The 11,917-nt window shown below is 64.7% G+C and carries 12 protein-coding genes; 7 read left to right on the top strand and 5 right to left on the bottom strand.

Features of this window, described 5'->3' with window-relative positions; translation table 11 throughout:
* The first annotated feature begins 44 nt into the window (after positions 1-44).
* From RPS27_RS12265 to RPS27_RS12285, 5 genes are all read left to right on the top strand, one after another.
* Positions 45-953 (top strand): helix-turn-helix transcriptional regulator, encoded by a 909-nt coding sequence (locus RPS27_RS12265; RefSeq protein ID WP_211415534.1) that lies wholly within the window; start codon positions 45-47, stop codon positions 951-953.
* A gap of 2 nt (positions 954-955) precedes the next feature.
* Positions 956-1,351, top strand: a complete 396-nt coding sequence (locus tag RPS27_RS12270; protein WP_212065066.1) for a group II truncated hemoglobin — start codon at positions 956-958, stop codon at positions 1,349-1,351.
* Between the two features lie 109 nt (positions 1,352-1,460).
* Positions 1,461-2,141 (top strand): transglutaminase family protein, encoded by a 681-nt coding sequence (locus RPS27_RS12275; protein ID WP_212065065.1) that lies wholly within the window; start codon positions 1,461-1,463, stop codon positions 2,139-2,141.
* 6 nt (positions 2,142-2,147) lie between these two features.
* Positions 2,148-2,975: an AraC family transcriptional regulator gene (locus RPS27_RS12280; RefSeq protein WP_212065064.1), complete on the top strand. Its 828-nt coding sequence runs from the start codon at positions 2,148-2,150 to the stop codon at positions 2,973-2,975.
* A gap of 138 nt (positions 2,976-3,113) precedes the next feature.
* Positions 3,114-3,548 carry a VOC family protein gene (locus RPS27_RS12285; RefSeq protein WP_212065063.1) on the top strand — a complete coding sequence of 145 codons (435 nt, stop codon included), beginning with the start codon at positions 3,114-3,116 and terminating at the stop codon, positions 3,546-3,548.
* A gap of 90 nt (positions 3,549-3,638) precedes the next feature.
* On the opposite strand, the gene RPS27_RS12290 is transcribed toward RPS27_RS12285, so the two are convergent.
* The 3 genes from RPS27_RS12290 to RPS27_RS12300 all read right to left on the bottom strand — a co-directional run bounded on the left by RPS27_RS12290 (position 3,639) and on the right by RPS27_RS12300 (position 5,258).
* Positions 3,639-3,971 carry a PRC-barrel domain-containing protein gene (locus RPS27_RS12290; protein WP_212065062.1) on the bottom strand — a complete coding sequence of 111 codons (333 nt, stop codon included), beginning with the start codon at positions 3,969-3,971 and terminating at the stop codon, positions 3,639-3,641.
* A gap of 202 nt (positions 3,972-4,173) precedes the next feature.
* Positions 4,174-4,476 (bottom strand): hypothetical protein, encoded by a 303-nt coding sequence (locus tag RPS27_RS12295; RefSeq protein WP_259217981.1) that lies wholly within the window; start codon positions 4,474-4,476, stop codon positions 4,174-4,176.
* Positions 4,473-5,258, bottom strand: coding sequence for an IclR family transcriptional regulator C-terminal domain-containing protein (locus RPS27_RS12300; protein WP_212065061.1), 786 nt, complete (start codon positions 5,256-5,258; stop codon positions 4,473-4,475). The genes RPS27_RS12295 and RPS27_RS12300 overlap by 4 nt, the downstream gene beginning before the upstream one ends.
* A 111-nt stretch (positions 5,259-5,369) precedes the next feature.
* Here RPS27_RS12300 and RPS27_RS12305 point away from each other — a divergent pair, with 111 nt between their 5' ends.
* Together RPS27_RS12305 and RPS27_RS12310 are read left to right on the top strand one after the other, a co-directional pair.
* Positions 5,370-6,728: an aromatic ring-hydroxylating dioxygenase subunit alpha gene (locus tag RPS27_RS12305; protein ID WP_212065060.1), complete on the top strand. Its 1,359-nt coding sequence runs from the start codon at positions 5,370-5,372 to the stop codon at positions 6,726-6,728.
* A gap of 133 nt (positions 6,729-6,861) precedes the next feature.
* Positions 6,862-8,298 carry a glutamine synthetase family protein gene (locus RPS27_RS12310; protein WP_212065059.1) on the top strand — a complete coding sequence of 479 codons (1,437 nt, stop codon included), beginning with the start codon at positions 6,862-6,864 and terminating at the stop codon, positions 8,296-8,298.
* Positions 8,299-8,722: 424 nt separating this feature from the next.
* Here RPS27_RS12310 and RPS27_RS12315 read toward each other — a convergent pair whose 3' ends face one another.
* Positions 8,723-10,969 carry a TonB-dependent siderophore receptor gene (locus tag RPS27_RS12315; RefSeq protein WP_313754050.1) on the bottom strand — a complete coding sequence of 749 codons (2,247 nt, stop codon included), beginning with the start codon at positions 10,967-10,969 and terminating at the stop codon, positions 8,723-8,725.
* Between the two features lie 167 nt (positions 10,970-11,136).
* Complete coding sequence (locus RPS27_RS12320; protein ID WP_259217990.1) at positions 11,137-11,913, bottom strand: helix-turn-helix transcriptional regulator; 777 nt, start codon at positions 11,911-11,913, stop codon at positions 11,137-11,139.
* Positions 11,914-11,917 lie beyond the last annotated feature (4 nt).

Consider the following 11,917-nt stretch of genomic DNA (forward strand, 5'->3'; position numbering starts at 1 on the left):
CGCCGCAGGACAACCTTCAAGAAGACACCTTTTAAAGAAGGCTCATGACCGACAGTCCCGACGCCGAATCCCGCTTCCTCGAACAACTCGGCCAGCGCGTGCGCACCATGCGCGCGTTGCGCGGCATGTCGCGCAAGGTGCTCGCCAAGGTATCAGGAATCTCGGAGCGCTACATCGCGCAGCTCGAAAGCGGCAAGGGCAATGTCTCGATCGTGCTGCTGCGCCGCGTCTCCGACGCGATGGGCGCGCATCTCGAAGACCTGCTGCCGTCAGCCGATCCGACGCCGGACTGGCAGATGTTTCGCGATCTCCTGCGCAAGGCGACGCCGGCGCAGATCGCGCAGGCGAAAGATTTGCTCGCAGGCGGCAGCGCAACCGCGCCGCGCCGCGCGCCGTTCTGCGGCATCGCGCTGATCGGCCTGCGCGGCGCCGGCAAGTCGACGCTCGGACGGATGCTGGCGAAGAAGGTGGGCTGGAGTTTTGTGGAGCTCAACAAGGAGGTCGAGCAGCAGAACGGCCTCTCGGTCGCCGAGATCATCGCGCTGTACGGCCAGGAAGGCTTTCGCCGCATGGAGCAGGCGGCGCTGCAGCAGCTGCTGGCGCGCAACGAGCTGATGGTGCTGGCAACCGGCGGCGGCATCGTCTCGGAGCCGCTGACCTTCGACCAGATCCTGACCTCGTTCTACACGATCTGGCTGAAGGCCGAGCCCGAAGAGCACATGGCCCGCGTCCGCCGCCAGGGCGATCTGCGTCCGATGGCGGATGATCGCTCCGCCATGGCCGAGCTGCGCAACATCTTGCTCAGCCGCGAGCCGCTGTATTCGCGCGCGACGGCGGTGGTGGATACGGCGGGGCTTTCCGTCGATGCGGCCGCAGCACGGCTGATCGATGCGGTGCGGCCGGTGCTGCAAAACGAAGCCCGCAGCTTCGGCCTGCGGAGCGTGGCGCTGTAGAAATGACCTCCACCGACGTCACCACCTCCATGTTCGAGCGGATCGGCGGCAGCGCCACCATCGACCTTCTCGTCGACCGCTTCTACGAGCGCATGGACACGCTGCCGGAGGCGGCAATCGTCCGCGCCATGCACGCGGACGACCTCGGCCTGATCAGGGACGTCTTGAAGCGTTATCTCACCGAATGGACCGGGGGGCCGCGGCTCTACACCCCCGAGAAGGGCCATCCGCGGCTGCGCCAGCGGCACATCGGCTTTGCCATCGGCGATGCCGAGCGCGATGCGTGGATGCTCTGCATGCGCGGCGCGATGGAGGAGACGGTGACCGACGCCGCCGCGCGGCAGGACCTCGACAAGGCGCTGTCCGGCCTCGCCGACTGGATGCGCAACCGGTCGTGAGACGGAAGGTCAGCGCCTCGACGCAAGTCGAGAACACGCAACGTCCTCGCCCAAAGTCCGTGTATCGCGTGATTTGAGTTCCGTGCAAATCGCCTGCTAAGCTGGCGCCATGACCGACATCCTCCCTGATACGATCCGCCGCCTCTACACCGATCCCGGCGAGTACATCGACAGCGATCATCCTGCCGTGCAGCGATTTGCCGAAGGCGCCGTGCGCGCGGATGCGAGCGCGCGCGACAAGGCGAGCGTGCTCTACAAGGCGGTGCGCGACGGCATCCGCTATAATCCTTACGTCAACATGCGCGTCGCCGAGACCTTTCGCGCCTCAAGCGTGCTCGCCGCGGGCCAGGGCTATTGCGTCGGAAAGGCCGCGCTCTATGCCGCTGCCTGCCGCGTCCATGGCATTCCCGCACGGGTCGGCTTCGCGGACGTCAAGAACCATCTCACCACCGAGAAGCTGCGGGCGAGCATGGGCACGGACATCTTCACCTGGCATGGCTTTACGGAGGTGCATGTCGACGGCGCCTGGCGCAAGGCGACGCCCACGTTCAACGATACGCTCTGCGCCAAGGTCGGCGTGGCGCCGCTCGATTTCGACGGTCACACCGATGCGCTGCTGCATCCCTTCGACGGCGAGGGCCGCGCCTACATGCAATATGTCAACGATCGCGGCACCTACCACGACGTGCCGGCGAAATTCCTGATGCGCGAGATGGCGCGGGACTACGCCAACATGCAGGGCGAGGACTTTTCGGGCCGCGACATGGAGTGTGAGGCGGAAGGACGGTAGCGCACGATGGACGCGCCTCCCGATGTCATCCGTCGACCGGCCACCCGACGCCTTGCGCACCTGGTCTCGAGCATCTCGTTCTACCGCGAGCGAGGCCTCGGCCTAACCGCGTTCCGGCATGCCGCGCCGCTTGCGCTGCCTCTGCTGGTGAATTTGGGAACACCCTTCCGCATTGCGCTCGGACAGCAACCGGATCGTGCCGATGCCCGGCCGAGTTTCGCGGCGGGTCTCTTTCCCGGACCGGTCGTGATCGAATCGGACGGCCGCGCCGAATGCGTCCAGATCGATTTCACGCCGCTCGGGGCGTATCGCTTCTTTGGCGGAGCCGTGCCTGACCTGACCGCACGCGTGGTCGGCCTCGACGATATTCTCGGACGGGACGGCGAGGATCTCTGGGCCAGGGTGGCCGAGGCCGCCGGCTGGCAACGACGATTCGCGATTGTGGAAGAGTTCGTATTTCGCCGCGCCGTACACGAACCCTCGCCGGCTGTCGCTTTCGCCCTGGCGACGCTCTGGCGAGACGCAGGGGCGGTCAGGATCGCCGATATCGCCTCCGACATCGGCTGGAGCCGCAAGCATCTCACGCGCCGCTTCCACAATGAGATCGGCGTTCCGCCGAAGACGCTGGCCCAGATGCTGCGCTTTCATCGGGCCTGCGCGCTGGCCCGGGCAGGTGGCACAGGCGGCTGGGCCGCGATTGCAGCAGACGCCGGCTATGCGGACCAGGCGCATCTTGCACGCGATTTCCGGATATTCAGCGGCGAGACGCCGACCGGGTGGGCGGCGCGGCTCGATGTCGTCGATCCACGCCTGATGCGCGACGGCGGGGGCTAGCGCCGGGCGCGCGAGACGCGAGCAAGTCCCATTTGTTCAAGCCGGCCGCCGTGATCCGAACTAGGGTCGGCTTCGCGGGTTGTCGGGACCTGCTCCGCGTCCCGCACCGAACGTCTTGCACCGAATTTGGAGAGTTTCATGAATCAGCCGAACGGCTACGAAGCGCCGCGTCTCTATCACACCATGCGCTGCAAGGATGCGGAGGCGATGATCGGATGGATGAAGGACGTTCTCGGCTTCGCCGAACGCGTGGTGTACCGCAAGGATGGCACGGTCGTTCACGCCGAACTGGCGTTCGGATCGTCGATCCTCATGCTGGGCGCCCATCGCGACGACGCCTATGCGAAACAGGTCGGTGACATCGGCGGCCGGCGGACGGACGCCGTCTATCTGGCCGTCGATGATCCCGACGCGCTTTATGCGAAGATGAAAGCCGCAGGCGCGCAGATCGAGATGGAGCCCTACACGACCGATTACGGCAGCCGCGATTTCGCGGCGCGCGATCCGGAAGGCGGCCTCTGGAGCTTTGGCACCTATTGGCCCAAGGTCGGCGAACAACCGCTCGCCGGATAGCTGGACGCTCACGTCAGACGCGGCTCGGCGGCCGCGGCCCGAGCCCTGCCGTCACGCCGAGAATACGGGCGGTCAAGCCCGTCTTTCTTGCTAGACCGACCAGTAATTCGGATGCTGGTACGGCCGCGAGCGGTCGCCCCAGTCGAATTCATCGCCATCGGCTTCGCAGGGGCTGCTGCTCAATTGCTCCGGCGTCAGATCGACCTGAAAGGCCTGACGTCCCGGATCGTATTTCAGTGCGCTCCACTGCACGGGATGATGGTGATGAGTGCCGAACAGCCCGCCGGTCTTGATCACGGCGTAGGCGACCGTCCCGCTCGCCTTGTCGAGCATCAATCGCTCGATCGTGCCGAGCTTCTTGCCGTCACACCCGTAGACGGTGACGTGCTCGACGCGATCACTGGGAACCATGGTGTGTTGCATGGCGTCCTCCCTGATCTCTTGTGCTTTGCGACCATTATAGCACCGGTTTCGAGGCGGCGGGAATGCGGCCGAGCCCGGATAAGCGAAGCGACATCCGGGCCGCTTCGCGACAAGTTCCCGGTCTCGCTTCGCTCACCCGGGCAACAGCAGCTGATCTACTCTACGATCCCCGCGCGGATCGTTCTCCGAACACTGCCCGGTACTAGGGCGTCTGTGGATCGCGAAACCAGACACGATTTTTTGTCGTCTCGAATTTTGCCAATTGCTTCATATCGACGCCATAGCGACGGCAGAGCGCAAGAAATTGTCTGAGATCGTCGTTTCCGGGCCGACGCTTTAACCGAACAACCAGACCCCGATTGCCATCGCCCTCGCAACTCTGCACGCACGGGATTCGCGTCAACCATTCAAAGAATGCTCTCTCATCATTGAGATGATAGAACTTCACACCCGTATCCATATGCGTCAGCGTAAGAAGAGGTGTGCTTTTCACGCCGTTTTTCATAGCAACCTGTCCCTTACATTCTCCGCACCTTCCCGCAACAACGGCAGGAAACGATCGATCAATTCCTGTTCCGGCACGCGATCGACATGGGCGCCCATGTTGATGGCGGCGACGATCACGCCGTCGTAGCGGCGCACCGGGACCGAGATCGAGCGGAAATGCGGCTCGGCCTCGCGGTCGACCAGGGAATAGCCTTGCGCGCGGTCGGCGGCAATGCGCGCGAGCAGCGCCTTCGGATCCGTCACCGTCTGCGGCGTCAGTGCCTCCCGCGTCATCGCCGTCAGGCGCGCGGCAAGCTCAGCATCGTCGAGCTGGCCGAGCATGGCGCGGCCGACCGAGGTGCAGAAGGACGGCAGGCGGTAGCCGATCTCCAGCCCGCCCGAGAACACCCGCGCCGGGCTGCCACGGGCAATGAAAACGACGTCATCGCCGTCGAGCACCGCGAGCGAAGAGATTTCGTTCGCTGCGGTCGCAACGCCATCGAGCACGGGCTGCAGAACCGCGACGAGCTGGTTGGAGCGCAAATAAGACGCCGCCAGCGTCAGCACGTGCGGCGTCAGCGAGAACAGCTTGCCGTCGCCGCTGACAAAGCCGCCGCGCTGGAGCGTGAACAGCATGCGCCGCGCGGTGGCGCGCGGCAGATCGGCGGCGCGGGCGAGATCGCTCAGTGTCATCGGACCGGCGATCGTGCCGAAACATTGCAGCAGGCGCAGGCCGCGATCGAGGGCTTCGACGAAATCCGTCACGCGCTCGTCCGTGTCACTTCGCTTCAGCTTGGGCATGGGTGAGGGATAATCCTGCAAAATAGTGCTTGCCGCTGATCCAAGGCATGTCATAATTCGCCCATTCGTTCAATAGGCGAACAATCGCCACTCCACAAGGATGCACACGCCATGATGAGCCAGGAGCAGAACGACCTGATCACCCGCACCGGGCCGAAGGATCCGTGCGGAAAGCTGATGCGGAGCTATTGGCAGCCGGCGGCGCTGGTGGATGAGCTCGAAGGCTCGCGGCCGATCCGTCCCGTCAGACTGCTTGGCGAGAACCTCGTGCTGTTTCGCGACGAGACGGGACGCTACGGCCTGATGGATCGCCACTGCGCCCATCGCGGCGCCGACCTCGCCTTCGGGCGGCTGGAACATGGCGGCCTGCGCTGCGCCTTCCATGGCTGGCTGTTCGACGCCACCGGCCAGTGCATCGAGACGCCTGCCGAGCCGAAGGATTCAAAGCTCTGCCAGAACATCCGGCAGCGTTCGTATCCGGTGGTGGAGAAGAGCGGCATCCTCTGGGCGTATCTTGGCGAAGGCGAACCGCCGGCCTTTCCCGAGCTCGACTGCTTCGTCGCACCTGATACCCACACGTTCGCGTTCAAGGGCCACATGGCCTGCAACTGGCTGCAGGCGCTCGAGGTCGGCATCGATCCCGCGCACGCTTCCTATCTGCACCGCTTCTTCGAAGACGAGGACACCTCCACCGCCTATGGCAAGCAATTCCGCGGTGCATCAGCCGGCTCCGATCTGCCGATGACGAAGATCCTGCGCGAATACGACCGGCCGATCATCAATGTCGAGCACACCGAATACGGCCTGCGGCTGATCGCGCTGCGCGAGATCGACGAGGAGCGCACCCATGTGCGCGTTACCAACCAGCTGTTTCCGCATGGCTTCGTCATCCCCATGAGCACGGAGATGACGATCACGCAGTGGCACGTCCCGGTCGACGACGAGAACTGCTACTGGTACGCGATCTTCACCAGCTATGCGAACCCGGTCGACAAGAAGAAGATGCGCGACCAGCGGCTCGAGCTCTACGAATTGCCCGACTACAAGTCGCGCAAGAACAGAGCCAACGATTACGGCTTCGATCCGCACGAGCAGCAGACCGCGACCTATACCGGCATGGGCACCGACATCAACGTCCACGACCAATGGGCGGTGGAATCGATGGGCGCGATTCAGGACCGCACCAAGGAGCATCTCGGGTCGAGCGACAAGGCGATCGTGCAGTACCGCCGCCTGCTGCGGCAGGAGATCGAGAAGGTCGGCGGCGGCGAGAAGCCGATGCTGTTTTTGGACGAGGCCAATGCGCGCAGCATCCAGGGCCCGGCGACCATGGACGGCATCGGGCCGACGCGGGGCTGGGAGACCTACTGGATGGAAGTCGACGTCAAGCGCCGCCGCGGCGCGCCCTGGACCGCGCCGGTGCCGAAGGAGATCGCCGACAACGTGCACAAGCTGACGGCGGCGGAGTAGTCTGTAGCACCGTCATTCCGGAGCGATGCGCCAGCATCGAACTATGGTGCGCAATTGCGCACCTGAGAATCTCGAGTTTCCGGTTCTTGCTTCGCGAGCCCCGGAAATGACAGGTAGCAAGGGAGCAACCAAAGTGACTTTCGTCGCGCGTCATGCGCTGTGGTCGGATGAGCAGAAGGACGCCGCGGCGCGCATGCGCCGCATCGTCGAGGACAAGAGCCTCGAAGTCATCCGCCTCGCCTTCCCCGACCAGCACGGCATCCTGCGCGGCAAGACCATCATCGCCTCGGAGGCGATCGCGTCGCTGGAGAGCGGCTGCTCCATCACCACCACCATGCTCGCCAAGGACACCTCGCACCGCACGGTGTTTCCGGTGTTCACCGCGGGCGGCGGCTTCGGCATGAAGGAGATGGAGGGCGCGGCCGACGTGCTGATGGTCGCCGATCCCACGACGTTTCGTATCCTGCCGTGGGCGCCGGCGACGGGCTGGGTGCTGTGCGATCTCTATTTTGGCGACGGCCGCCCGGTGCCGTTCGCGACGCGCTCGCTCTATCGCAAGGTGCTCGACGAGCTCGCCAGCCGCGGCCACGATTTCGTCGCGGGGCTCGAGGTCGAATTCCACATCTTCAAGCTCGACGACGCGCATATGCGGCCCGAGGACGCCGGCCAGCCCGGCACGCCGCCATCGGTCAGCCTGCTCAGCCACGGCTATCAATATCTGACCGAGCAACGCTTCGATCAGATGGAGCCGGTGCTGGAGATTCTGCGCCGCGACATCGTCGCGCTCGGGCTGCCGCTGCGTTCGGTCGAGGTCGAGTTCGGGCCGAGCCAGTGCGAATTCACCTTCGCGCCGCGGAAGGGGCTGGAGCCCGCCGACAACATGGTGCTGTTCCGGAGCGCCGTGAAGCAGATCGCGCGCCGCCATGGCTATCACGCCACCTTCATGTGCCGCCCGAAGCTGCCGAACTTGTTCGCGAGCGGCTGGCACCTGCATCAGTCGATCGTGTCGCGCGCTACGGCTGAGAACCAGTTCATGGTCAAGGACGGCACCGAGCCGCTCAGCGCGTTCGGCAGGGCCTGGCTCGCCGGCCTGCTCGACCATGCCCGCGCCTCGACATTGTTCACCACGCCGACCATCAACGGCTACAAACGCTACCGCTCCTATTCGCTGGCGCCGGACCGCGCGATCTGGGGCCGCGACAATCGCGGCGTGATGATCCGCGTGCTCGGCGGCGCCAACGATGCCGCCACGCGCCTGGAGAACCGCATCGGCGAGCCCGCCGCCAATCCCTATCTCTACATGGCCTCGCAGATTCTCTCCGGGCTCGACGGCGTCGATCGCAAGCTCGATCCCGGCCCGTCCGCCGACACGCCCTACGAAACCAAGGCGCCGCTGCTGCCGAAATCGCTGAGGGATGCGGTCAGTGCGCTCAAGGACGATCCCTTCTTCCGCGAGAAGCTCGGGGCCGAATTCGTCGATTATTACACCCACATCAAGAACGCCGAGATCGACCGCTTCCTGTCTGAAGTGACCGACTGGGAGCACCGCGAATATTTCGAGGTGTTTTGATACCCGACGCTTCCCGAGGGCATAGAGAGCGCTGCCCCCTCACGCCCCTGTGAAGCGACTTCGTCGCCCCCTGTTCCGACGACATCCTGGCACATCCGACGAAGCCGTTTTCCGGCGCCTCGAAAAACGCCCGAAAGACGCAGGGTCTACGATCATGGCCGTGATCAACAGTGGAGTTCGATCATGTTTGCTCAATTGTTCAGCCTGATTTATCGCTTGTCTTGCCGGGCGACGCTGATCGAAATCGGCACACACCGGCTCGCGCGCTAGCGCTCCCCGGCGGGAATTTAGGTGAGCTGGATTGGCCAGTTAGCGGTGATGACGATGCCCCTCTGTCGCGACCCGCGTGGTCCGCGAGTTGCAGCGCCACCGGCTTATTGGGCCACGGACCTTGGTTCAGGCAACCCACCCCTCGCGAAGAGACTCACCAGCGGTAGCCGAGCGTAGCGATGACGGTCAGCGGGGCTCCGCGGTAGCAATATCCGACCTGGCACGTCGTGTAGTGCAGATTGAACAGGTTCTTGGCGTTGACCTGGAATGTGAGCCCCTTCAGCTCCCTTGCCGCCTGGCCGAAATCATATTTCAGCGCCGCGTCGACCAGGGTCACCGAGCTGTTCTTGAACGTGTTGAGATCGTCGCCATAGTTCGAGGACATGTAACGCGCGCCGGCGCCGAGGCTCAGTCCTGCGAACGGGCCTGCCAGCGGCATGGCATAGTTCGCCCACAGCGTCGCGGTGTGCGGCGGATTGCCCGACGGAAACTTGCCGATCAACGCGCTGTCTCCGGCCTGCTTGGTGACCATGTCAAGATAGGTATAGGACGCGGTGACGTCGAAACCGCCGCCGAGGCTCGCGAGCCCCTGCAATTCGAAGCCGCGGCTCTGGATTTCGCCGCGCTGGACCGTGATGCCCGTTCCCGTCGTCACGAGGCCGCCGGTCTGGGTCAGGTCGAACAATGCAGCGGTGACGAAGCTCCGCGTCCCCGGCGGCTGATACTTGATGCCGATCTCGGTCTGCTCGCCGGTGGTCGGCTTGAAAAAGGCGCCTGAGGGATCGACGCCGAGATTGGGAAAGAACGAGGTCGAATAGGCAACGTAGGGCGCAACGCCGGAATCGAACACATAGGTCAGTCCGGCGCGCCCGCTATAGGCCTGGTCGGACTGCGTCTGCCTTGTCACCGCGAACAGATCCTCGCCGGTGGTGCTGACCCAGTCGCTGCGGCCGCTCAGCGTCAGGATCCAGTGGTCGAGCCTGGCCTGGTCCTGGATGTACACGCCGGACTGGGTCTGCCGCTGCCGCGTCGAGGTCGAGATCGCGGGATCGGGAATCGATTCCGGCACATAGGCCGGCGCGGCCAGATTGAGGTCGGAGACCCCGAAGCCGAAGCCCTGCTTGTCGTTGAATTTCGACGCGGTGTAGTCGGTGCCGACCAACAGCGTGTGCTGCACGGGACCGGTCGAGAGTTTCGCTTCGACCTGGTTGTCCATGATGGCCGATTGCAGGGTGTCGTGGACATAGCCGGTATAGCGCGAGACGACGTTGTTCACGGGAGCGCCGAGAAAGCCGACATAGCGAGTGACCGCGTCGACGTCGACATAGCGGAATTTCTGGCGGACGGTCACGGCATTGTTGAACGCATGCTCGAACAAATAGCCGACGCGTCCCTGCTCCTGATCGAGCGAGTTGTAGGAGGGGCTGCCCGTGAAGATGTCCGTCGCGGTCCCTGTGCCCGAAGAATAGGTGAACATGGACCCCGGCGTCTTCGATTTCTGGTAAGCGCCGAGAATCGTCAGGGTCGTCGACTGATCCGGTTTCCAGGTGACGGCCGGAGCGACATAGGTGCGATTGTCCTTGCCGCCGGGCACGAACACGTCGGCGTCGCGCACCACGCCGGTCAGCCGATACGAGAACTGGCCGTTGGGATCGATCGGCCCCGAAAAATCGAAATTGCCCTGCGCACGCTCGCGGTCGCCGAACAGCGTCTGCACCTCGTGGAACGGCTGGCTGGTCGGCAGCTTGCTCTGCAGGTCGATCAGTCCGCCGGGCGAGCCGAGGCCGTAGAGGGCCGAGCTCGGCCCGCGCACCACGGTGATGCTGTCGGCGCCATAGGGTTCGGTCTTGAACACGCTGAGACCGGCGCCGACGAGACGCAAGCCGTCGAGATAAATGCCGTTGTACGTGATGTCGAAGCCGCGGATCGAGATGGCGTCGAAGCGCGGATCGTAGCCGGACGCATCGATGCGGACGCCCGGTTGATAGCCGACCGCCTCCGTCAGCGTCTGCACGGCGCGGTCGTTGAGCTCCTTGCGGGTCACGACGGAAATCGACTGCGGCGTCTCCAGCAACGGGGTGTTCGTCTTCGTGCCGGCCGAGCTGCCGCTTGCGACATAGCTGCGCTCGCTCGACGCGTTGCCGCTGCTGTCGCCAGCCTCGCGCATGTTTCCGGCTTGCGCGCCCTCGGAACTGCGCCGCGACGCGACGCGGCCACGCTGCGATTGTGAGGCGCGCTGGGCAGACTGGGCGCGCGGACGCGCCTGGTTCGGTGCCTCCACCGTGACGGGAGGCAATGTCGCCGCCGTCGACGTCGAATTGGTCCCGGAGGTCTGTGCCGCCGAGGGCGTCGCGTGAAGGACTATTCCCAAACCGGCCGCGCCGAGACCAGTTCTCACCATTCGTTCCCAGCCGGGCGTTTGCCCGTCATTCCGCGTCATCATCGTCCCCGAGTTCCGTGTTCGAACCCGGGTGTAACCAGATCGGGACGTGCGCCGCCTTTGCGCGCGCGCAAATCACCTTTGATCGCGCTTGGAGGCTTTCAAGTTCGGTGCAGTTCAGTGCAAAATTACTGGCAGCCACTCGGCGAGTGGCCGAAGCGCCTGCGGAACGCGGTGGCGAAATTCGCGGGATGCGCGTAGCCGACGCGATAGGCCGCCTCGGTGACCGACAACCGCTGATGAATCAGCAGCTCGCGTGCGGCATCAAGGCGCTGGCGCCGCAAATAGTCGATCGCGCTCTCGCCATACGCCATCTGGAATTTCTGGTTGAAGGAGCGGCGGCTCAGCCCCGCGTTCCGCGCCAGCTCTTCGATGCTCCAGGGATGGGCGAGATCGGCATCTATCCGCTCCTTGACCGATTGCAGGCGCGTGCGCTGGAGATCGGCGGCGGGATCGACCGCGATCCGGCCGCGCTCGCCGAACAAGGCGTGGACCACGATCTCGGCGGCGTGCGCCGACAGCAACAATTGCGCGGCGCTTCCGGCGACCGGCGGCGAGAACATCTCCGCCGCAACGGCATGCACGCGCGCCGACACCGTCAGCGATACCGTGGCCGCGCCCGCGTCGTCATCCCTGAACAGCGCCCGAAACGCGTCGCCAAGTCCGAGCTCGTCGATGGAGGCCTGCGGGAGCGCCAGGCCGATCGCAGGACGCTCGTCACATCGAACCGAATGTCCCGCAGCGGCGGCTTCGCGCACGGCAATGGCCGTCATCTGCCTTTCCCCGGCTGCGCGCGTCAGAATGCCGCGGCTTGCGCTCTCGTCGAACGCGACGGAAATGAACAGGCCCGGCGCGACAATCGCGGGCCCGTCGAGACCGGCGCGAAACTCACCTCTGACGAACACGCAG

Origin of the sequence: Bradyrhizobium sp. WYCCWR 12699 (assembly GCF_032144035.1) — a bacterium.
GTDB lineage: Bacteria > Pseudomonadota > Alphaproteobacteria > Rhizobiales > Xanthobacteraceae > Bradyrhizobium.

Excerpts from the sequence above, each read along its gene's own strand:
- RPS27_RS12285 (WP_212065063.1), top strand. The coding sequence starts at position 3,114 with ATGAATCAGCCGAACGGCTACGAAGCGCCGCGTCTCTATCACACCATG.
- RPS27_RS12290 (WP_212065062.1), bottom strand. The coding sequence starts at position 3,971 with ATGCAACACACCATGGTTCCCAGTGATCGCGTCGAGCACGTCACCGTC.
- RPS27_RS12275 (WP_212065065.1), top strand. The coding sequence starts at position 1,461 with ATGACCGACATCCTCCCTGATACGATCCGCCGCCTCTACACCGATCCC.
- RPS27_RS12315 (WP_313754050.1), bottom strand. The coding sequence starts at position 10,969 with ATGGTGAGAACTGGTCTCGGCGCGGCCGGTTTGGGAATAGTCCTTCAC.
- RPS27_RS12305 (WP_212065060.1), top strand. The coding sequence starts at position 5,370 with ATGATGAGCCAGGAGCAGAACGACCTGATCACCCGCACCGGGCCGAAG.
- RPS27_RS12300 (WP_212065061.1), bottom strand. The coding sequence starts at position 5,258 with ATGCCCAAGCTGAAGCGAAGTGACACGGACGAGCGCGTGACGGATTTC.
- RPS27_RS12280 (WP_212065064.1), top strand. The coding sequence starts at position 2,148 with ATGGACGCGCCTCCCGATGTCATCCGTCGACCGGCCACCCGACGCCTT.
- RPS27_RS12270 (WP_212065066.1), top strand. The coding sequence starts at position 956 with ATGACCTCCACCGACGTCACCACCTCCATGTTCGAGCGGATCGGCGGC.
- RPS27_RS12295 (WP_259217981.1), bottom strand. The coding sequence starts at position 4,476 with ATGAAAAACGGCGTGAAAAGCACACCTCTTCTTACGCTGACGCATATG.
- RPS27_RS12265 (WP_211415534.1), top strand. The coding sequence starts at position 45 with ATGACCGACAGTCCCGACGCCGAATCCCGCTTCCTCGAACAACTCGGC.